This is a genomic window from Streptomyces sp. NPDC054783 (assembly GCF_053611725.1).
In genome coordinates, this window is sequence record NZ_JBSHAY010000001.1 from 584,485 (window position 1) to 603,774 (window position 19,290).

18 protein-coding genes and 1 pseudogene are annotated in these 19,290 nt (G+C 71.7%); 8 read left to right on the forward strand and 11 right to left on the reverse strand.

What is annotated here, in order from left to right:
• The first annotated feature begins 16 nt into the window (after window positions 1-16).
• On the forward strand, window positions 17-109 hold the full coding sequence (locus ACWGJ5_RS02660) for a hypothetical protein (RefSeq protein ID WP_453308269.1): 93 nt from the start codon (window positions 17-19) through the stop codon (window positions 107-109).
• 42 nt (window positions 110-151) lie between these two features.
• On the opposite strand, the gene ACWGJ5_RS02665 is transcribed toward ACWGJ5_RS02660, so the two are convergent.
• Together ACWGJ5_RS02665 and ACWGJ5_RS02670 are read right to left on the reverse strand one after the other, a co-directional pair.
• Window positions 152-1,798 (reverse strand): APC family permease, encoded by a 1,647-nt coding sequence (locus ACWGJ5_RS02665; RefSeq protein ID WP_453307959.1) that lies wholly within the window; start codon window positions 1,796-1,798, stop codon window positions 152-154.
• Window positions 1,799-1,925: 127 nt separating this feature from the next.
• Window positions 1,926-2,957 carry a trypsin-like serine peptidase gene (locus tag ACWGJ5_RS02670; protein WP_453307960.1) on the reverse strand — a complete coding sequence of 344 codons (1,032 nt, stop codon included), beginning with the start codon at window positions 2,955-2,957 and terminating at the stop codon, window positions 1,926-1,928.
• Window positions 2,958-3,340: 383 nt separating this feature from the next.
• Between ACWGJ5_RS02670 and ACWGJ5_RS02675 the strand changes: the two genes are divergently transcribed.
• Window positions 3,341-3,664 (forward strand): hypothetical protein, encoded by a 324-nt coding sequence (locus ACWGJ5_RS02675; RefSeq protein ID WP_453307961.1) that lies wholly within the window; start codon window positions 3,341-3,343, stop codon window positions 3,662-3,664.
• A gap of 67 nt (window positions 3,665-3,731) precedes the next feature.
• Here ACWGJ5_RS02675 and ACWGJ5_RS02680 read toward each other — a convergent pair whose 3' ends face one another.
• The 3 genes from ACWGJ5_RS02680 to ACWGJ5_RS02690 all read right to left on the reverse strand — a co-directional run bounded on the left by ACWGJ5_RS02680 (window position 3,732) and on the right by ACWGJ5_RS02690 (window position 6,844).
• The gene (locus ACWGJ5_RS02680) at window positions 3,732-4,820 is read right to left on the reverse strand and encodes an alpha/beta hydrolase family protein (protein WP_453307962.1); all 1,089 of its coding nucleotides are present in this window, start codon (window positions 4,818-4,820) and stop codon (window positions 3,732-3,734) included.
• A gap of 510 nt (window positions 4,821-5,330) precedes the next feature.
• Entirely contained in the window at window positions 5,331-6,161 is an 831-nt protein-coding gene (locus ACWGJ5_RS02685) for a tetratricopeptide repeat protein (protein ID WP_453307963.1), read from the reverse strand.
• A 74-nt stretch (window positions 6,162-6,235) separates the two neighbouring features.
• On the reverse strand, window positions 6,236-6,844 hold the full coding sequence (locus ACWGJ5_RS02690; RefSeq protein WP_453307964.1) for a TetR/AcrR family transcriptional regulator: 609 nt from the start codon (window positions 6,842-6,844) through the stop codon (window positions 6,236-6,238).
• Between the two features lie 257 nt (window positions 6,845-7,101).
• On the opposite strand from ACWGJ5_RS02690, the gene ACWGJ5_RS02695 reads away from it, so the two are divergent.
• Both ACWGJ5_RS02695 and ACWGJ5_RS02700 read left to right on the forward strand, forming a co-directional pair.
• Entirely contained in the window at window positions 7,102-8,121 is a 1,020-nt protein-coding gene (locus ACWGJ5_RS02695) for an aldo/keto reductase (protein ID WP_453307965.1), read from the forward strand.
• Window positions 8,122-8,187: 66 nt separating this feature from the next.
• A complete protein-coding gene (locus tag ACWGJ5_RS02700; RefSeq protein WP_453307966.1) occupies window positions 8,188-9,066 on the forward strand; it encodes an LLM class flavin-dependent oxidoreductase in 879 nt (292 codons plus the stop codon).
• Window positions 9,067-9,209: 143 nt separating this feature from the next.
• Here the strand turns inward: ACWGJ5_RS02700 and ACWGJ5_RS02705 are convergent, their stop codons facing one another.
• Window positions 9,210-11,183 carry a GTP-binding protein gene (locus tag ACWGJ5_RS02705; RefSeq protein ID WP_453307967.1) on the reverse strand — a complete coding sequence of 658 codons (1,974 nt, stop codon included), beginning with the start codon at window positions 11,181-11,183 and terminating at the stop codon, window positions 9,210-9,212.
• Between ACWGJ5_RS02705 and ACWGJ5_RS02710 the strand changes: the two genes are divergently transcribed.
• Window positions 11,083-11,637: a heme-binding protein gene (locus tag ACWGJ5_RS02710; protein ID WP_453307968.1), complete on the forward strand. Its 555-nt coding sequence runs from the start codon at window positions 11,083-11,085 to the stop codon at window positions 11,635-11,637. The genes ACWGJ5_RS02705 and ACWGJ5_RS02710 overlap by 101 nt on opposite strands.
• Window positions 11,638-11,693: 56 nt before the next feature.
• A complete protein-coding gene (locus ACWGJ5_RS02715) occupies window positions 11,694-12,176 on the forward strand; it encodes a carboxymuconolactone decarboxylase family protein (protein WP_453307969.1) in 483 nt (160 codons plus the stop codon).
• 16 nt (window positions 12,177-12,192) lie between these two features.
• On the opposite strand, the pseudogene ACWGJ5_RS02720 reads toward ACWGJ5_RS02715, so the two are convergent.
• Window positions 12,193-13,102, reverse strand: a pseudogene (locus ACWGJ5_RS02720) (LysR family transcriptional regulator).
• A 72-nt stretch (window positions 13,103-13,174) separates the two neighbouring features.
• Here ACWGJ5_RS02720 and ACWGJ5_RS02725 point away from each other — a divergent pair.
• On the forward strand, window positions 13,175-13,564 hold the full coding sequence (locus tag ACWGJ5_RS02725) for a RidA family protein (protein WP_453307970.1): 390 nt from the start codon (window positions 13,175-13,177) through the stop codon (window positions 13,562-13,564).
• A gap of 691 nt (window positions 13,565-14,255) precedes the next feature.
• On the opposite strand, the gene ACWGJ5_RS02730 is transcribed toward ACWGJ5_RS02725, so the two are convergent.
• From ACWGJ5_RS02730 to ACWGJ5_RS02740, 3 genes are all read right to left on the reverse strand, one after another.
• On the reverse strand, window positions 14,256-15,524 hold the full coding sequence (locus ACWGJ5_RS02730; RefSeq protein WP_453307971.1) for a hypothetical protein: 1,269 nt from the start codon (window positions 15,522-15,524) through the stop codon (window positions 14,256-14,258).
• A gap of 480 nt (window positions 15,525-16,004) precedes the next feature.
• Window positions 16,005-16,133 carry a hypothetical protein gene (locus ACWGJ5_RS02735; protein WP_453307972.1) on the reverse strand — a complete coding sequence of 43 codons (129 nt, stop codon included), beginning with the start codon at window positions 16,131-16,133 and terminating at the stop codon, window positions 16,005-16,007.
• Window positions 16,134-16,206: 73 nt separating this feature from the next.
• Entirely contained in the window at window positions 16,207-17,028 is an 822-nt protein-coding gene (locus tag ACWGJ5_RS02740) for an SDR family oxidoreductase (protein ID WP_453307973.1), read from the reverse strand.
• An 81-nt stretch (window positions 17,029-17,109) separates the two neighbouring features.
• On the opposite strand from ACWGJ5_RS02740, the gene ACWGJ5_RS02745 reads away from it, so the two are divergent.
• A complete protein-coding gene (locus tag ACWGJ5_RS02745) occupies window positions 17,110-17,733 on the forward strand; it encodes a TetR/AcrR family transcriptional regulator (protein WP_453307974.1) in 624 nt (207 codons plus the stop codon).
• Window positions 17,734-18,365: 632 nt separating this feature from the next.
• Here ACWGJ5_RS02745 and ACWGJ5_RS02750 read toward each other — a convergent pair.
• A complete protein-coding gene (locus ACWGJ5_RS02750) occupies window positions 18,366-19,247 on the reverse strand; it encodes a DMT family transporter (protein WP_453307975.1) in 882 nt (293 codons plus the stop codon).
• Window positions 19,248-19,290 lie beyond the last annotated feature (43 nt).

The window sequence follows — 19,290 nt, forward strand, 5'->3', positions numbered from 1 at the left end:
ACAGTCCGGGCGGTGTCTGGACTCTCCCAGTGGTGCGACGGCCAATGGGACGCGGCTGCAGATCTGGGACTGCAACGGCTCGGCGGCCCAGAAGTTCCGGCTGGGCTGACAGCGGGTCGCCCCTGGGCCGCCACGGGTGGTACGCCAGGTGTCAGACGATGTCCTCTTCCTCCGGTACGACGACCTGGTCGATCAGGTGCTGGATCTGTTCGCTGGGCAGGGCGACCGCCATGGCCCAGTAGTAGATGAGGATGCTGAACGCGGCCGTGACGCCGATGTCCCACCACAGCGGGAACCAGGGGTGCTTGAGCGGCCCGAAGTCGCTGAGGTAGACGATGAGCCCCATGCCCACCAGGTAGACCGGCAGCCACTGCGCGGCGCGCAGGTCGAGCTGGGGAGTGATGGGGTTCATCTTGAACACCCGGTTGGCCACCAGGATGACGTAACCGATCAGGATGGCGACGCCGAGCTTCCAGTCGGTGGTCCAACCCGACCACAGGATCAGCAGGTTGGCGACGATGAAGGCGAGCGGCGACATGACGCCACCGGCGGGCAGCCGGTAGGGACGGTGGGCCTCGGGCAGCCGGTTGCGGAACACCCCGAAGGACAGCGGGGCACCGGCGTACATCAGCACGCTGGCGCTGGTGATCAGGCCGACCAGGGAACGCCAGCTGGGGAAGGGCAGGAAGCAGACGCAGCCCACTACGAAGGCGGTGATCAGGCCCACCCAGGGAACACCGCGCCGGTTGGTGTTCTCGAACGCGGACGGCACATAGCCGTTGCGGCTGAGGCCGTACGACACCCGGGAGGAGCCGGTGATGTAGATCAGGCCGGTGCCGGCGGGGGAGATCACCGCGTCGAGATAGAGGACGGTGGCCAGCCAGCCCAGGCTGATGAGCGTGGCGACCTGCGCGAACGGCCCGCTCAGCGCGGTGAACGCGGAGTTGGCCCAGTGGCTGCCGATCTGGGAGGCGGGCAGCGCGGCCAGGAAGGTGACCTGCAGCAGGATGTAGATCAGGATGCCGAGCAGGATCGACCCGATCACCGCCCGCGGAATGTCCCGCTTCGGGTTGGCGCTCTCGCCGGCGAGCTGGTCGGCCTGCTCGAAGCCCAGCAGCGCGAAGATGATGCCGCTGGTGGACACGGCGGACAGGATGCCCTTGGCCCCGTACGGGTTGAAACCGTCCGCCGCGGTGAAGTTGCCGGTGTGGAACTGGGCGATGGCGAACACGAAGATCGTCAGCAGGGGGACGCCGACCTTCCACCAGGTCGCGGCGCTGTTGGTGCGGGCCAGGAGCCGGATGCTGAGGAAGTTGATGGCGGTGATGACCGCCATCAGTCCGACCGCGACGGCGATGCCCGGCGGGGTCAGGACGTGCTCGCCGCCCTTGACCTTCTCCCAGCCGCTCGCCCAGGAGTAGTGCTGGCCGTACGTGATCATGGCCAGCACCTCGATGGGTGCCACCGTGGCAGCCTGCAGCCAGGAGAACCAGCCGAACGACGCACCGGCGGCGCCGCCGAAGGCGTAGTGCGGGAAGCGCGCGGTGCCACCCGAGACCGGGTACATGCCCCCGAGTTCCGCGTGTACGAGCGCCAGGATCAGGATCGCGACGCCGCCGATGGCCCAGGAGATGATCGCCGCCGGCCCGGCGGCCGCCAGGGCGCCCTGTGCGCCGAACAGCCACCCGGATCCGATGATCGACCCCTCCGAGGCCCAGATCAGGCCGACGAAGCCGATCTCACGCCGAAGTCCGGGTTTGTGCGTTTTCGGGCCGGGTGTCGCCTCTGACACGGCCATGGGTACACCCCCTCGATAGGGTGATATGCATCACTATCGTGCCACGGTGACGCGGTCATGGCACTCACCGTGCACGCACCGGTTTCTGACGCGGTTGCGCCTGCCGAGGACCGCCCGCGCCCCTCGGTCAACCGGAGGTGAGGCCTGGCCCGGCCGGTGGAGCGCCGGTGACCGCCGCACGGTAGAGCGACTCGGTGGCCGTACCGAAGTAGGCGCTGTAGGAGATCTGAGGGGTGTTGCCGCCGGTGTGGTAGCCGCCGATCACTCCGACGACCGCCCATCCACCGGGCCAGGGCACGAGCATGGGTCCACCGCTCGTCCCGCCCACGAAGGCGTCGCAGGCGATACGCGGGAACGTGCCCGGGTCGGCCGGGTCGTCGCTGTCCCACCGGGTGGTCCAGCTCCAGCACTCCAGCGGCTTCTCCGCCCCCGCCGGATAGCCGATCATCCGTACCGGGGCGTGGTAGTAGCCGGTCCCGGTGAGCAGCCGCACTCCGCCGACCGCGTCCTCCAGACGTGTGCCGTCCTGGTTGGGTTCGGTGGTCGCGAAGGCGAAGTCGTATGCGGCACCCGCGTGTTCACCCAGGTCGTAGTACTGCTGCGGGACGTAGACGCCGTTGATTCGCACGGGGAAGATCCCGAACGGCTTGAGGCTGTCATGGTACTGCGGCACGAAGGCCAGGTGCCGCTTGGGCGAAGTGCCCGCGTAGCCCTTCAGGCAGTGGCCGGCGCTCAGTACCAGGTCGTGGCCGGGACTGCGCACGACGGAGCCGCTGCACGTCCGACCGGTACCGCTGGCGTCCGTCCAGAAGAACGTGCCGGCCTGGGGGATGCCGTCGAAGCTCCTGCTGGGCGGGATGTACTCGCCCGGCCGGGGACCGTCCACGGCCGGGGACGCCCCGGTCCCCGCCGTACCGGCCCCGTTCCCCTTGAAGGGGTCGACGGGCAGCGCGGCTTCCATGCGGGCCGGCGTCCAGTAGGCGTCGAGCTGGACGGCGAGTGGGTCCGGGCCGCTCGTGGCACGGTCGGCGGACGCTGTGGTGGTGTCGGCGGATGCCGTGATCGTCTCGGCAGATGCTGTGGTGGTGAGGCCGGTACAGAGCAGAAGGGCTGCCGCGCAGACGGCGGCGTATCGCACGATCCTGGTCCCGGGCTCCATCGGTTCCCCTCTGTGCGGACGCAAGTGACGGCCCACCATAATCCCGCGGCCACGGGCAGCACAGCGTCCGCGGCCGCATCGGGCGCACGGAGGCGGGACAGCAGGACAACTCCCACCGGCACGCGCCTCTACGTCAGCCGGTCAGACCATCGAGCGCAGTGGGGGTACGGCCGGCACCTCGTGAGCGTGCGCGAGGTCGGCCGCGGTCAGCCGGAAGCCCCTCGGGATGGCCCGCACGCCGCGTTCCGGGCGGGAACCCGGAGGGGGAGGGGGGACGAATGGGGCGCGACTTGCGGGGTAGACGCCCCTACCGGCAAGGGATGGACGATCCTGGCCCTGCCCCCTGCCGGCCCTGGCCCTGGCCCTACCGGAAGGAGAAGGCCATGAAGAAGCTGATACGGAACGCGGGTGCGGCCGGCGCTGCCACCGTGATGGCCGCGGGCGCGCTCCTCGCGGGTGGCAGTCCCGCGGCGGCCGCCGCCGTGCCGGCGGCTTCCGGGGCGACCGGACACAAGGCCGTCGGCGCCACGGGGGTGCCCGCCGGCCACGCCGGGCACCACCGGCGCGGGCTGCAGTGCATGGATCCGTGGGTCGCCGGCCAGCTGGCGAGGTTCGACCCCGCCGCCCGGCACCGCCTGGCGGTGTTCGACCCGTGGGTCAAGGACCAGCTGGCGCGTTACGCCGCTCCCTCCTGTCAGTGCCGGTGACGCCTCCCTCCTGTCAGCCCTGTGATCCTCCCGCTCCCTCTTCTCGGCCTTCTCGGCGGTGCCGAGGTCACTTCACGAACACCATGTCCGGGTACTTCGGAGACGGTCCCTCCAGCAGGCGGCCGCTGCCTCCGCGCAGCCAGTGATCGAAGTACGCGGAGACGTACGCCTCGTTGGTGCGTATCGCAGTGCCCGGGTCGATGGTGCCGATGTCGTCCTCCCGCTCGCAGGGCCGCAGATGCAGCTGTGGCACGAGCGCCTCCGCATCGGTGAAGGAGCCATGCGCAGAGCCGCGCAGGGTGAGCTGACGGTTCCACCCCGGGGTGTGGGCGCGGAACGACTGCCAGCCGGGGCCGGTGTCCGTGTCGCCGTCCTTGCCCAGGAGCAGGAAGGGCCGGTCGAGGCCGTGTCGGGCGACGGGCATCAGTGAACTGTCGATGTAGGTCAGGTTGCCGTCCATGTCGATGCCCGCGGTGATCCGGTGGTCGGAGTCCATCGCCAGCGCGGCGGCGGTACCGCCCATCGAATGGCCGAAGATGCCCACCTCGGCCGGATCGAGCGCCCCGGCCAGGCCCTGAGGCAGCGCCTGTCCCTCCGCGTCGGGATTCCGGCCGCTGTGCAGCGCCTGGAGCTGGTCCAGGACGAAGCGGGTGTCTGTGACCCGGACAGCCAGTGCTTTGCGCACGTACGCGTCGATCGCGTGGGGAGTCGAGGGCGGTGGCGGCATGGTGGCCAGCGAACCGTCCGGGAACTGGACCTCGGGCGACTCGTAGGTGTTGTCGATGGTGACGACGGCATAGCCGTGGCTGGCGACATCGGCCGCCAACGTCGTGCCCCAGGTGCGCGGTTCGCCCAGTCCCGGGGAATAGAGGACCACCGGAAGCCGCCCACCGCGCCCGGCGGCCACGGGGGCGCCTCGGGTCACGTGGGTCACGGTGCGGGCCCAGTCCGCGCGGCCGGGCGGAACGTGCAGCCCGAGGTAGCCGTTCGCGGTGACGTCGTCGAAGTGGGCGGCCGCCGCAGGCACCATGTACGGGGCCGCCGGCCGGCCGGCCGTGCGTGTCGCGGGGTAGTACACGCTGACCATCAGCTCCCGCCGGCCCTGCCCGGAGTGCCAGGGGTCGGGCCGTGACCGGTCCACCAGATGCAGGTCCACCTCCGCCACCCGGAACCGGTCGCTCGGGGCGGGAAGGGAGAGGGGGCGAGCGGACGACGGGCTCGGCGCGGCGGACGCCGGGACGGCGCGGGCGGCCGCGGCGGCGGGCAGCGCTGCGGTCAGCGTTAAGAGCGCGGCGGCGCAGGCGGCACGTGCTCGTCGTCGGATGCCCCTGCGAAGGGTGGTCGGGAGACGATTCGTCATGGATCAAGCCTGACGACACGTCGGCACCCGCACATCAGGGGCAAGCCCCCATCTTGACCCTCAGGGTTGTCCGTAGGGGCTGCTCGACGGCCGCCCTCGACGGCCGCAAGCGACGGTCGCTCTCGACGGCCGCAAGCGACGGTCGCTCTCGACGGCCGCAAGCGACGGTCGCCCTCGACGGCCGCAAGCGACGGTCGCCCTCGACGACCGCAAGCGACGGTCGCCCTCGATGACCGTCGCACGCCTCTCACGTGCGTTGCAGCCCTCACATGCGCGTTGCGGCCTCTCCCGTGCGATGCCCGCCTCTCACGTGCCGTCGATACGGTCGAGCAGCGCCCGGGCCTCGATGGTGCGGTGATGTTCCGGGCCGAACGCGGCCCGGCAGGCGCCGTGGGCGGCCATGGCCCGGGTACGGGCCTCGGCGGCGCGGCCAAGCCCCAAAAGGGCGGTGGCGAAGGCCAGTTCGACCGCGCCGGTCTCCGTGCGGGAGAGGTTGTCGGGCGTTTTGCGGCGCAGTGCCTCGGCGCGTTCGGCCTCGGCAAGAGCCTCTTCGTGGCGGCCCTGACCGTTGAGAGCGCGGGTCAGGCCCAGTTGCAGGACCAGGGCCAGCCGGCTCGGTGCGGGACGGGCGGTGAGAGTCTCGCGGGCGAGCGCCTCGGCCTCCTCGTGGCGGCCCTGCTTGTTGAGGGCGAAGATCAGTCCGTTGCGGGCGGCCCCCGCTGTGAGTGGCATCAGCGACCCCGCACCACGGTCGGCGATCCGGGCGACGGCCGCGCATTCCGCCTCGCATTCGGCATACCGGTCGAGTCTGACCAGTGTCTGCGCGCGGTCCGAGCGGAGTTTGAGCGTCTGCGGATGCTCGGCGCCGAACGTCCTGCCGAACACCGGCAGCAGTTCGTCGTAGGCGGCAAGTGCCTCGGCATGGCGGCCCTGGGCACACATCGCGAGCGCGGCGACGCTCAGGGCCAGCGGCGCGTAGGAATCGAGACGCAGCACCGACCGGGCCTCCGCCACGGCGCGGGCCTCGGCCTCCGCCTCGGTGTAACGCCCGTCCATGTACAGGCTCATGGCCTGGGCCAACGGCGATGTCGCGGTCGTTCCCGCCTCGTTTCGGCCACGCGACCGGAAGAACTTCATGGCGGGAGCATACGGATGCCGTACACGCAGCCGTGCGGGTGGCGGGCCTCAGGCCATGCCGAGACCCGCCACGCTCACCTGCCGGGCCGGTCGACGGGTGTGGTGCGCAGGCCTTGGACCAGGAGCTCCACCAGCCGGCGTGCGTCGTACCGGGGATCGCTCTCAGCGCCGATGCAGAGGTTGCCGACACCCCGCATGAGCTCGTAGGCCTGCAGGTCGGAGCGGATCTCGCCGGCGGCGGCCGCGGCATCGAGCAGTTCGGTGCAGACGGGGACGAGCCGGTCGAGGAAGTAGGCGTGCAGCGTGTCGAAGCCCGCGCTGTCGGACTTCAGCACGGCGGCGAGGCCATGCTTGGTCACCAGGAAATCGACGAAGAAGCCGATCCACTGCCCGAGTGCGGCGTGGGCGGTGGGAGTTGTCTTCAGCAGCGCGGGGCCCGCCTCGGCCAGACTCTCCACCTGGTGCCGGTAGACGGCGATGATGAGGTCCGCGCGCGTCGGGAAGTGGCGGTAGATCGTTCCCACCCCGACCCCGGCCCGGGCGGCGATGTCGCGTACCGGCGCTTCCACACCCGAAGTGACGAAGACCGCCGCGGCCGCGTCGAGCAGCGTCTCCTTGTTGCGCCGGGCGTCGCTCCGCCTGGACCGGGCCGCACGCCCGGTCTCCTCGCCGCTGTCGTTCACAGCGCCGCTCCCTTCACAGCCGTGCTTGCTAAACGGAACCATGTTCCGTATCGTCATCACCGGAACGATGTTCCGCTTACTCATGGTGTCAGAGCGTCGGCCGACCGCCAAGGCGGGCCCGCCATGGCCGGCCGTGTCTTGGCCGGCCGTGTCATGGCCGCGACGTTCCCGCTGCCGCTCCCGTAATCGGTTTCCGACACACCCCTTCTCGTCATCGGTTTCCACGACGCTTCCCCCTCGCAACAAGGAGACAGGTCATGCAGTACCGCACCTTGGGCCGCACCGGCGTGCAGGTCAGCTCCCTCGCGCTCGGCGCGATGAACTTCGGCAGGATCGGACGCACCACCCAGGGCGAGGCGACGGCCATCGTCGACGCCGCTCTCGAGGGCGGGATCAACCTCATCGACACCGCCGACATGTACGGCGACGGTGAGTCGGAGGAGATGGTCGGCAAGGCCGTCGCGGGCCGCCGTGACGACATAGTGCTGGCGACGAAGGCCGCCATGCCCATGGGGGACGAGCGCAACCACCGGGGCGGTTCGCGCCGCTGGCTGGTCACCGCGCTGGACAACAGCCTGCGCCGCCTCGGTGTGGACCACGTCGACCTCTACCAGATCCACCGGTGGGACCCGAACACCAGCGACGAGGAAACGCTGTCGGCGCTGACCGACCTGCAACGCGCGGGAAAGATCCGCTACTTCGGCTCCTCGACCTTCCCGGCGTACCGCATCGTCCAGGCGCAGTGGGCCGCCCGTGAACATCACCTGAGCCGTTACGCCACCGAACAGCCCAGCTATTCCGTCCTGCAGCGCGGGATCGAGAGTCATGTGCTGCCCGTGACCGAGGAGTACGGGCTCGGTGTGCTGGTGTGGAGCCCGCTGGCCTCGGGCTGGCTGTCGGGCGCGGTCCGCGCGGGCCGGGACATCACCACCAACCGCTCGGCGTTCATGCCGCAACGTTTCGACATCGGCGTCCCCGTCAACAGGTCCAGGCTCGAAGCCGTCGAGCGGCTGGCCGGGGTCGCCGACGAGGCCGGTCTCACGCTGATCCAGCTCGCGCTCGGTTTCGTGACCGCGCATCCGGCGGTGACCAGCGCGCTCATCGGCCCTCGCACGCCGGACCACCTGCACGCCCAACTCGCCGCCGCCGACACCGTGTTGTCCGCCGACGTACTCGATGCCATCGACGAGATCGTGGCCCCCGGGCTCGACCTGGCCCCCGAGGAGAAGCACGACACCCCGCCCGCGCTGCTCGACCCGGCACTGCGGCGCCGGTGACCGCCGCATGCGCCGCGGCCCTGTCCCGGGCCTCCGACTTCCGCTTGCCGAAAGGACCGACAGCTCATGCCGCACACATCCCGGCCTCGCTTCGGCATCATGACCGCCCCCTCGCAGGTCGACTACCACGATGTTCTGCGGGTCTGGCGCGAGGCGGACGCGATCGCGGAGATCGAGCACGCCTGGTTGTTCGACCACCTCATGCCGATCTTCGGCGACCCCGACGGCCCGGCTTACGAGGGCTGGACACTGCTCTCGGCCCTCGCCGCCCACACCCGGCGCCTACGCATCGGCGTGCTCGTGACCAGTAACCGGTTCCGGCCGCCCGCGATGCTCGCCAAGATCGCGACGACCGTCGACATCGTCTCCGGCGGACGGCTCGACCTCGGCATCGGCGTCGGTTCACGGCCCGGCCATCCCCTGGCCCGGCGCGAATACGAGGCACACGGCCTGCCCTTCCAAGGCTCCGCGCACGCCGTGGCGAGCCTCGCCGAAGCCTGCACGGTGATCCGGCGGTTGTGGACGGAGACCGAGCCCTTCGACTTCCACGGCACCCACCACCGCCTCACCGGAGCCTTCGGCAACCCCAAACCCGTCCAGCGCCCGCACCCGCCGATCCTCATCGGCGGCCGCTCGTCCGCGACGCTGCGCGTGGTCGCCGAGCACGCCGACCTGTGGAACATCCCCGGCGGCGGTGACATCGGCGACATCATCGGCCGCAGCGCACTGCTGGACCGCTACTGCACCGAGACCGGCCGTGACCCCGCCTCGGTCACCCGCTCGATCCACCTGCCCGTGTCGTACGACCGGACCGGCCCCACCCGGGATGCGATCGGCGAGGCTGTCGACGCCGGTTTCCGGCACATCGTGCTCGGACTGCCGTCGCCGTACCCCGCCGAGGTCGCCCAGTGGGTCGCCGACGAGCTCATCGGTCCGTCGGTGTGAGCCGAGCCGGCCCGGCGGCGCTCCCGGCCCGGCCGGCTTTGAACACCGGCAGGGCGGGGTCGTAGCACACAGGCAGTGCGCCGACCGCAGGCGAGCCGCACGGGTTCACGCCTCGACGAGCGCCAGCGGCAGGTCCCGGCCACTCACACCCTCCGATGCGCGTGCAGCAGGTATTCCTCGCGGTGCAGTGGGTTGTGGTCGGTGCGCCTGCGGGTTCGCGGACCCGTGGCCGGACGGTGGTGGTCGAAGGCCGTCTCCAGGACGCCCTCGCCGCCGGTGAGTTCGGGCAGCTCGGCTTCCAGGCCGTGCACCTGGTCCGCGGGGACGTGGCCCTCGACGGCGTACGCGTCCCCGAGCGCCACGGGCGGGTCCGCGAGGGCGCGGCGGCGGGCCAGGGCCGGCGACACGGCCGCGTAGGCGTCCTGCGGGAACTCCAGGCGGAAGCGGTGCATGGGCTCGTGCACGACGGTCCCGGCCCGGTGCAGCGCGGTCATGAGGACCAGCGGGGTCAGGCCGCGGAACGCGCCGGCGGTACTGCGGATGCTGCAGAAGCCCGAGTGGGTCATCGTCACCACACAGTCGGGCACCTGCCAGCCGTACAGCCCCTGCCGCAGCGTGGTGTGGACCGTCTCCTCGACGGCGCGCATGTAGCCCAGCGGGAGCGAGCCGAGCTCGACTTCGCGGCGGAAGACGACCCCGTCGCCGACGGGGCCCGGCTCGACGCGCAGACCCACGGTGGCCAGGAAGGGGTTCCCGTCGTGGTCGAGGATCTCGTACGCCGTTCCGGTCCCGGTGACGCGCTCCACGCAGATCGGGGTGGTCTCCCGGAACGCGACCGCGAGCCCGTACTCCTCCGCCAGAGTGGCGGCAAGGACCTCCTTCTGGACCTCGCCGTACAGAGAGACGGACAGATCCTGGCCCTCCGGATCCAGGCGCAGCCCGATCAGCGGGTCCTGCTCGGCGAGTTGGGTCAGGGCCAGGTGCAGGGCGCCCCTGTCGGCCCGGTCGGCGGGCACCACGACCGTCTCCAGCGAGGGCGGCGCGAAGACGTGCTGGTACGGGCGGTCGTCCGGCTCCCGCCCGATCTCGTCCCCGATCCGGACGTCGGCGAGACCGCGCAGCACCGCGATCTGACCGGCTCGTACCGACACCCGGCGCTCCACCGCACCCCGGTCGAAGACGGCCAGGTCCGTGACCCTGCCCTCGCGCCCCGCGACCGGGACGCGCTCGCGGACTCCGAGTTCGCCGGAGAACAGCCGGGCGTAGGCGATCTTCTCGCCGCTCGCGCCGCGTTCCACCTTGAACACCCGGCCCGACAGCGGACCTTCGGCGTTGCTGCGCCCGGCGGGCAGGAACTCCCTCACGCCCTCGATGAGTTCGGCGATTCCCGTGCCGGTGATCGCCGAGCCGATGTAGACCGGATGGATCTGCCCGGCGCGGGTCTGCGCGGCGAGCGCGGCACGCAGCCGCTCGTACGTGACGGAGCGCGCGTCGGTGACGTACGCGCCGAGCAGGGTGTCGTCGTGGAGGGTGAGCGCGTCCAGGAGGCGCTGCGTGAAGGTGGTGTCGTCCGGAGCGAAGGCTACGGCCCGTGCCTCGGCCGTGCCGACGCCGCCGACGATCCGCCCCATGGGAATCACGGGTACGGCGAGCCTGCGCTCGATCTCGCGCAGAACCCGGCCGTCGTCGGCGCCGTGCCGGTCGGCCTTGTTGATGAACAGCAGTGTGGGGATGCCGAGCCGCTTCAGTGTCCGCATCAGCACGCGGGTCTGCGGCTGCACACCCTCCACGGCGGAGACGACGAGCACCGCGCCGTCCAGGACGCCGAGGACGCGTTCGACCTCGGCGATGAAGTCCGGGTGTCCAGGGGTGTCGACGAGGTTCACCGAGACGGCCGAAGTGCCGCTGCCGAGCGCGAAGTTGGCGACCGCGGTCTTGATGGTGATGCCACGGCGGCGTTCCAGCTCCAGCGTGTCGGTCCGGGTGCTGCCCGCGTCGACGCTGCCGATCTCGTCGATGACCCCGGCCGCGTACAGCAGCCGCTCGGTCAGGCTCGTCTTACCGGCGTCGACGTGTGCCAGGATCCCCAGGTTCAGGGTGCGAGAGGTGGTGCGCACAGAGTGTCATGTCCTTCAGGTCGATGGCGATTCCTTTCGAGTGGGACATGAACTGTCGGCGCATCGGTCGGCTCCTTGGTCACAGAGGGCTGCTTCCGCAAGCCTGGCACATCGGACATCGGGCGGCGAGGGAATTTCGGCCCGGCCGCTCGCCATGGCCGTCGTCGATGTCGCCGGAGAGGTGATCGTCCACCGGCGGGACGCTGGCGGTATGCCCATGACCAGCCGAATCGCCGTTGCCAAGGTGCGCACCGCGCTGTTCGCGCTGCGGTCCTCCGGCGCGATCAAGCTGCCCGGAGGCATCGTCGAGGGCATCCGGCACCTCTACGGCGGCGACCTCGACCCGTGGGCCGGCGGCGTTCTGGTCACCGACGGTGATGCGGGCCTCGGCGCCGCGGGCGCGGTGACGCCTGGGACGCTGTTCGTGACGAGGCCGGCGACCGTGAGGCCGTGATAGTTTCGTATTCAACAATCAAGGGTGGTCGGCCACCGCAGCCGGAGGAGTCCAGGTTGAGCAGTCCCGTCACGGCCGGTGCCACGCGGCGGATCTTCATCGACAAGCAGAGCCCCAAGGCGTACCACGCGCTGGGGCAGACGTCCGAGGCGGTCCGGGCGACCGCCGCCGAGGCCGGCCTGGACCGCACCCTCGTGGAGCTGGTCAACCTCCGCGTGTCGCAGATCAACGGCTGCGCCTACTGCCTGCACGTGCACACCCGCGCCGCGCTGCGGACCGGTGACACCCCGGAGCGCCTGGGCGTGCTCGCCGCCTGGCGCGAGACCGAGCTGTTCACGCCGGCCGAACGGGCCGCCCTCGCGCTGGCCGAGGCGACCACCGCCGCCGCGGACGCCGCAGCGCAGGACGCCGCCTACGCGGCGGCGCGGGACGTGCTCACCGACGACCAGACGGCGGCGGTGATCTGGGTGGCCGTCACCATCAACGCCTTCAACAGGGTCTCGATCATGAGCAGGCATCCGGTGCGGCCGGAGCGGTGACGGCACGCGGCCGCGTTCAGGGCGCGGACCCCGGGTCCTGATCGATCGTCTCCAGCAGTGGGGCGATCAGGGGATTGCGGTCGCTCGTGCGCCATGCGACGGCGACCCGCGTACGAGCCGTGCCGGGGGCGATCCGACGGAAGGCCACGCCCCTGAGCCGGATGCGCCGGATGCTCGCCGGCGCCACTGACACCCCCAGCCCCGTCTCCACCAGGGCGCACACCGTCTGCCACTCCACCGCGTGCTGCGAGATCCGGGGCGTGAACCCCGCCTCGTCGCACAGGCCGGTGATCCGGTCGTACAACTGCGGGCCGACGGCACGCGGCAGCAGGACGAACCGCTCGTGCGCCAACTGCGCGAGCGACACCGTCCGTTGGGCGGCCCGTGGGTGGGCTGACGGCAGCACCGCCACGAACGGTTCGCTGAACACGGTGCGGAAACCCAGCTCGGACACATCGGCCGGGGGTTCCCGCAGCAGGCCGACGTCGATCGTCCTGTCGCGCAGGGCGTCGAGCTGCGGCGCCGTGGTCATCTCGCGGATGTCGAGATGTGCGTCGGGGAACCGCCGGCGGAAGTCGCGGAGCAGGCCCGGAAGGACGGTCAGGGCCAGTGAGGCGGCGAAGCCGATCCGCAGCCGCCCGGACCGGCCGCTGCCCACGGCCCGCGCCGCGGCCAGCCCGTCGGCCAGCCCGGCCAGGGCCTGCCGGGCGGCCGGCAGCAGTGCACCGCCGGCCGGGGTGAGCCGGACGCGCCCCGGTTCACGGTCGAAGAGCGGATGCCCGACCCTCTCCTTCCAGCCGGCGGATCTGCTGGCTCAACGGGGGCTGGGCGATGCCCAGGCGGGCGGCGGCACGGCCGAAGTGCAGTTCCTCGGTGAGCACGACGAAGGCGTGCAGCTGGGGGAGCGGGAGTTCCGGGCGTTCCATATCCCCAGAGATATCAGCTCATCCAGTAGTCCGTATTAGACGTATCGACGCTGCTCACCTAGCGTTCCGCGCATGACAGAGCGACGCGCCATCCTCGGCGGCTCGGCCTTCGAGGAGCAGATCGGTTACGCCCGTGCCGTGGTCGACGGCGACTGGGTGCATGTGTCCGGGACAACCGGGTTCGACTACACCACCATGACGATCTCGGACGACGTCGTGGAGCAGGCCGAGCAGTGCCTGCGCAACATCGAGGCCGCACTCACCGAGGCGAAGTGCACCTTCGCCGACGTGGTGCGGGTGCGCTACCTGCTGCCCGACCGCGCGGACTTCGAACCCTGCTGGCCGGTGCTGCGCCGCTGCTTCGGCGCCGTCCGCCCGGCCGCCACCATGCTGGAGTGCGGCCTCGCCGACCCTCGTATGAAGATCGAGATCGAGGTGGACGCCCGCCGCCACGCCGGTTGATCCCACCCGCGTCACGGCCGGCCCCACGACCCGTGAGCCCGTCGAACGCCGATCCCAGGACGCCGGGGCCCGTCCGAGCCCACGGCACCGGCCCGTCCGGGCTCATCGCGCCAGGTCCGTCCGGGCTCACGTCACCAGGCCCGTCGCCCGACCCCGACGCTTCCCTTGTCCGAAGCGGCGCAGGATCCTCGCCTCGCGTGGCAGCAGCCGGGGGCCGGCCACGACCAGGACCTCGCACCGGGCCCGGGCCGGGATGTGCCGGTGCACCGGCCTGCGGGTGCAGCCGGGCCGCCGGGCCCCGGAGTCTGGCCATGCCGATGACCGGCAGGTCGTCCGGGGACGACGCGACCGACCAGAGCACCGGCCCCGCGGGGCCCCTGACGACCCGCCGAACGATCCGCAGGCCGGCCGTGGCCCGCCGGCCGCCAGTTCGAAGGACCGGTCCAGTCGCCGCCGTGCCTCGGCGGCCCACAGCCGGGCCCACGATGGCTCGGGCCGGCGTCGGTGGAGGGAGTCTCCCCCGGGCGGTTCCCAGGCTCGCACGGCCACCAGTGTGCGGCCGGTTCTGCGGTCCTCCAGGATGCCGCGGCGCAACGCGGCCAGCCCGGCGAGCGAGTCGCTCACCCCGACGACGACATCTGCGCCGGACGGGCCACCCGTGGTTCCCTGTGGTGCTTCACGGAACGGCCGTTCAGCTCTGCTCCGCCCGCTGCCCTTCGCTGCCCGTGCCGCCTCCTGCGCGCTTCTCGGGGCGCAGGAACGCGCTCCACCCGCCCTCCGGCTTCTCACCCACCTCGAGGCTGCGCAGCTTCGCGAGGATCTCCGGGTCCTGGGCGTCGAGCCAGTCGACGAGCTGCCGGAAGGAGACCAGACGCACGTCCTCCCGGCCGGCGATCTGCCGGAGCGCCTCCTCGGCCGCGTCCATGTAGATGCCGCCGTTCCAGTGCTCGAAGTGGTTGCCGATGAACAGCGGCGCCCGGTTGGTCTCGTACGCCCGCTGGAACCCGGCCAGGTACGACTGTGTCGCCTGTGCCCGCCAGTAGGGGTAGTTGTAGGAAGGTGCTCGCGTCGTGGTCTTGGACTGGTTCGCCAGCATGTTGTAGTCCATGGACAGCACCTCGAACGTGTGCCCGGGAAAGGGGATGCTCTGCAGCGGCAGGTCCCAGACGCCGCCCCGCCTCCGTGGCCAGCGTTGCAGCCCGCCCGGTGAGGAGGCGTCGTAACGCCAGCCGAGTTCACGGGCTACCGGCAGCAGGCTCTCCTGTCCGAGCAGACACGGGGTGCGGCCGCCCACGAGCTCCTTGTCGTAGTCGAAGGGGAGCGCCGGTTCGTCGTGCCAACCGGTGTGCGTCCGCCACGACTTGACGAAGGACCTCGCCTGCTCGATCTCCGTACCCCACTGCGCCGGCGTCCAGTTGGCCACCGATCCGGGGCCGGTGCAGAAGTGACCGTTGAAGTGTGTGCCGATCTCGTGGCCGTCCAGCCAGGCCTGACGGACGTACTTCAGCGTGTCCTTGAGGTGTGCGTCGGTGAGGTAGCCGATGTCCGAGGCGCCGAGCGGGTTGTTCGGCGGGTCGTAGAGCCGTTTCTTGTCCTCCGGCAGGAGATAGAGGCCGGACAGGAAGAAGGTCATGTGCGCGCCCTGGGCGCGGGCGAGTTCCAGGAAGCGGGGGAACAGGCCGGTGCCCAGCTCGCCGGCGCCGTCCCAGGAGAACACCACGAACTGCGGCGGTGTCCGGCCGGGTTCGAGGGCCGTGGGCGAGGCGGGCTGGTGCGGCTGGCGACCGGTGTACGACGTCGAGCCGTCCCCGATCGGCCGGTACACCCCCTCCTCGTCCGGGCTCCCGGGGGAGCCGTCGCGTCCACCCCCGCCACCGCATGCGGCGAACGACACGCCGGCCATACCGATGCCGGCGCCGAGAGCGAGGCGTGCCACAGTCCGGCGGCTGATCCCGCTCATGGCCACCATCCCAACCCGCGCCCTGCCGCGACGCGTTGCGCGCACCTTCAGCCGAAAATCCCGTCATCTCGCACCATAGAGGAGATAAATATACAAACTGGTTAATCGGGTGCGGTGTGGCGCGCAAAGCGGCCGCCCGGCCTGGCACACGTCACCCGTCCGGCGGCTCCACGGCGCCCCGGGCCGGACCGTTGCCTCAGGAGGCCCCTGGCCGCATACCGTATTCGGCCGGCCAAGTGAGCAGTTCCGCATGGGTCGCCCGGACGGGGCGTCCACGCGGAAACGGGTCTTGGCCAGCGCCCGGGCCGGCAGCACGGCCAGTACGTCGTACTCGGCCGACGACAGCCACATGTTCGTGACAAGCCCCTGCGCGGCGCCGGGCCGTCGGCACCTTCTGCGTGAGCCTCAACTCGACCGTGGCGTCCGGCGGTTCGGCACGCGGGAGTTTCAGGTGCGTGCCCGGCGGACAGCGATCGGTGATCACTCGGGTGCGGTCACCGCCGACGGCGTGGGCGGGGCGGCGAGCAGGAAGCGGCGCTCGCGCTCGACACGTCCGTACCTGCCCGGGCCCACGCCGTCGCCGTCGACGCGTCCCGCCTTCTCGCTCATCCCCGCAGCATCCCGGTCGTACCTCCGCCGCTCACCGGACGAGTTTGCGGGAATCAACGCTTGGGAGTGCGGATCAGCGGAACGCCGCCACGTTGCGTGCCGCCCAGGCGGAGAAGGGGGCCGCGGGCCGGCCGAGCAGGCGCGCCACATCCGCGCCGACCGCCTGCTCCTCCGGGGTGGGTGCGCCCAGGACGTCGAGCGTGCCCTCGGCGACGGCGGGCGGCATGAACCGGACCAGTTGCGCGCGGGCCTCCTCGCGGCTCTGCTCCACGAATGTGACCGGCTCCCCGAGCGCGGCGGCGATCGCCGCCGCGCGCTGGCGCGGGGTGGTGGGCTCCGGGCCGGTCAGCGTGTACGTGGCGCCGTCGTGCCCGTCCTCGCGCAGTACGGCCGCCGCCACCGCGGCGACGTCGTCCGGGTCGACGAACGGCAGTGCCACATCGGCGAACGGTGCCGCCGCCGTGCGGTGCCGGCGGACCGGCTCGGCCCAGGCCAGCGCGTTGGAGGCCAGCCCGCCCGAGCGCAGCACGGTGAACGGCAGCCCCGACTCGGCCACCGCCGCCTCGAAGCGTCCCGCGTGCACGTACGTGTCCGGCCGGGTGCCCACGCCCTGCGAGGACAGCAGCACCACCTTCGCCACACCGGCCGCGGCGGCGCGGCGCAGGATGCCGCCCGGATCCTCTCCGGCCACGAGCAGGAACAGCGTCTTGGCACCTTCCAGTGCGGGGGCGAGGCTCTGCGGCTCCCCGAGATCGGCGGCGACGGGCCGCACACCCGGCGGCACGTCCTCCACGCCGATGCGCCGGGCGACGGCCGTCACCGTCTCCCCGGCCCGGACCAACGCCGCGACCAGGGCTCGTCCGACGTTCCCCGTGGCACCCGAGACAGCGATCATGACGACTCCTCCAACTGAGTTAGTTGACTAACTAAATCGAGACCATAGTGCGTGGCGCAGCCGTTGTCTATCCTTAGTCAGGTGACTGACTCAGATTCCGCCGCCGCAGCCCGAACCGCGCGGCCCGGCCGATCCAGCCGATCCGGCCGGGGTGGCAAGCGTGAGCGCCTGGTCCAGGCGGCCGTCCAGGTCTTCCATGAGCAGGGTGTGGAGAAGACCACCCTCGGCGACATCGCCCGCACCGCCGAGGTGCCGCTCGGCAACGTCTACTACTACTTCAAGACCAAGGACCAGCTGGTCGAAGCAGCGGTGGATGCCCACTGCGAGCAACTGGACGCGCTCACGGGCCGGCTGGACACGCTCCCGGATCCGGCCACCCGGCTGAAGGCCCTCGTCGCCGGCTGGGTCGACCAGCGCGAGACCGCGGCCCGCTTCGGCTGTCCCTTCGGCACCCTCGCCACCGAACTCGACAAGCGTGACGACGGTTTGGACCGGGCCGCGGCAAACGTCATGCAGGCCCTGCTCGACTGGGTGGAGTCCCAGTTCGCCCAGCTGGGCCGCGCCGACGCCGCCGCCCTCGCCGTCGAGCTCGTCGCGGCCTACCAGGGCATGTCCGTCCTCACCAACACCCTGCGCGACCCCGGCCTGATGGCCGCCCAGGGCGAACGCCTCCGGCTGTGGATCGACGGGATCGCGGGGCGTTAGGTTGGCGATCGCCGCCGGGGAGGGTTCGGCAGGGGCCGTACGGGCCCTCCCGGACCGACCGCAGCGCGCGCCGCGTACGGCCGCGTCCGGCCGATCTCCGGCCGGTGGATCACCGGGCCCTGCGACGGGAGGAGTCCGCTCCCGTCGCCGAGCCGTCCGGCATCGGAGGACCGGAGCGGTCCCTGATCAGCGCCCCGGGACGGGGGAGGGAGCGAGGCCAACGCTCTCTGGCTCGGTTGGCCGTTCGACGACGCCATGCCCAGCCGGAACATCGTCCTCGAGTCCCTGCGGCTGCTTCCGCCCGGAGCGCTGTGACGACCTCGACGCCGACACCGCTCCCGGGTATCTGCCCTTCGCCCACTCCTCCGAGCGCTGCTCGGGCCGGCGCACGGTGATGCCGCTCGCCGAGCCGCTGCTCGATCCGGTCCGCGGCGCCGGGCTGTGGCGGACCCCGTGCAGCGGGTCGGCAAGGTCACGCTCCTCGGCCTGCGCGGCGTGGAGGGCGTACGGCTGACGCGCTCGCGCTCCCCCGCGCCGGCCCAGGGACCCCACGGGCACCGGTCGACGCCCTGTGGGCGGCCCTGACGTGCGGCCGGGGAGCGCTCCCGTTCGCCACCGGGTCCTGGCCCGGCTCAGGTCGCCAGGTCCCGTTCTTCCACCGCGACCGGCACCACCGCGATGTGCTGGACGGCCCGGCTGAGCACCAGCACGCCCCCGACGATCAGCAGGGCGCCCGCGGCCTCCGGGAGCAGCCACCAGCCCGTGCGGATCCGTTCCCCGAACAGGGTCATGCCGAGCGTCAGGCTCACCACGGCGTCGCCGATGGTCAGGGCCGGCTGCGCCGCGGCCAGCGGACCGGCCTGGAGGGCGTTCTCCAGCAGGATCACGGCCCCGACGCCCGCGAGCGCGAAGCCGTACGTCTGCCAGGAGCGCAGGAACGCCGCGAAACCGTGGTCGGCGAAGGTGCCGCTGGCCGACTTCAGCAGGGCGGCCGTCAGCGCGTTGCCCGTGGCGGCGGCCGCGGCCAGCAGCGCGGCGCGCCGGGCCGGCGAGTGACCCCGGCCGGACAGCAGAACCGCCGCGGCCATCCCTCCGACGCACAGGCACAGTGCCGGGATCCAGCGACTGAGCGGCGCGTGGTCGACGGCGCCGTGCGGGGCGGCGGCGACCAGCAGCACGGCGAGCCCCGCGACACAGGCACCGACGCCCCACCAGCCCGAGTGGGGCAGCCGTCTGTGCATCAGCGGGGCGGCGACGAGCAGGGCGAAGGGCAGTTCCAGGATGAAGAGCGGCTGGACCAGTGCGAGCGGGCCGTTGACCAGGGCCAGGCTCTGGAACAGCGCGGCGCAGACCACACCGCACATGCCGATCACCCAGAAGGGCCGGCGCACCAGCTCCGCGAGCAGCCGGAACCCGCCGCGGCTGCTCGCCGACGCGGCCTTGCGCTGGAAGGCGGTACCCACGGCGTTGCTCGCCGCGCCCGCGACGGCGAACGCCGCGGCCAGTTCGATCACGGCCGTCCCCTGCCTTCGGGAGGCCTCCCGGAGGAGCTTCGGT

What these genes read in the sequence shown, in the direction of transcription:
- ACWGJ5_RS02665 (WP_453307959.1), bottom strand. Translation starts at nt 1,798, where the DNA reads ATGGCCGTGTCAGAGGCGACACCCGGCCCGAAAACGCACAAACCCGGA.
- ACWGJ5_RS02740 (WP_453307973.1), bottom strand. Translation starts at nt 17,028, where the DNA reads ATGATCGCTGTCTCGGGTGCCACGGGGAACGTCGGACGAGCCCTGGTC.
- ACWGJ5_RS02675 (WP_453307961.1), top strand. Translation starts at nt 3,341, where the DNA reads ATGAAGAAGCTGATACGGAACGCGGGTGCGGCCGGCGCTGCCACCGTG.
- ACWGJ5_RS02710 (WP_453307968.1), top strand. Translation starts at nt 11,083, where the DNA reads ATGACCCCGGCCGCGTACAGCAGCCGCTCGGTCAGGCTCGTCTTACCG.
- ACWGJ5_RS02735 (WP_453307972.1), bottom strand. Translation starts at nt 16,133, where the DNA reads ATGAGCGAGAAGGCGGGACGCGTCGACGGCGACGGCGTGGGCCCGGGC.
- ACWGJ5_RS02725 (WP_453307970.1), top strand. Translation starts at nt 13,175, where the DNA reads ATGACAGAGCGACGCGCCATCCTCGGCGGCTCGGCCTTCGAGGAGCAG.
- ACWGJ5_RS02730 (WP_453307971.1), bottom strand. Translation starts at nt 15,524, where the DNA reads ATGAGCGGGATCAGCCGCCGGACTGTGGCACGCCTCGCTCTCGGCGCC.
- ACWGJ5_RS02685 (WP_453307963.1), bottom strand. Translation starts at nt 6,161, where the DNA reads ATGAAGTTCTTCCGGTCGCGTGGCCGAAACGAGGCGGGAACGACCGCG.
- ACWGJ5_RS02695 (WP_453307965.1), top strand. Translation starts at nt 7,102, where the DNA reads ATGCAGTACCGCACCTTGGGCCGCACCGGCGTGCAGGTCAGCTCCCTC.
- ACWGJ5_RS02700 (WP_453307966.1), top strand. Translation starts at nt 8,188, where the DNA reads ATGCCGCACACATCCCGGCCTCGCTTCGGCATCATGACCGCCCCCTCG.
- ACWGJ5_RS02670 (WP_453307960.1), bottom strand. Translation starts at nt 2,957, where the DNA reads ATGGAGCCCGGGACCAGGATCGTGCGATACGCCGCCGTCTGCGCGGCA.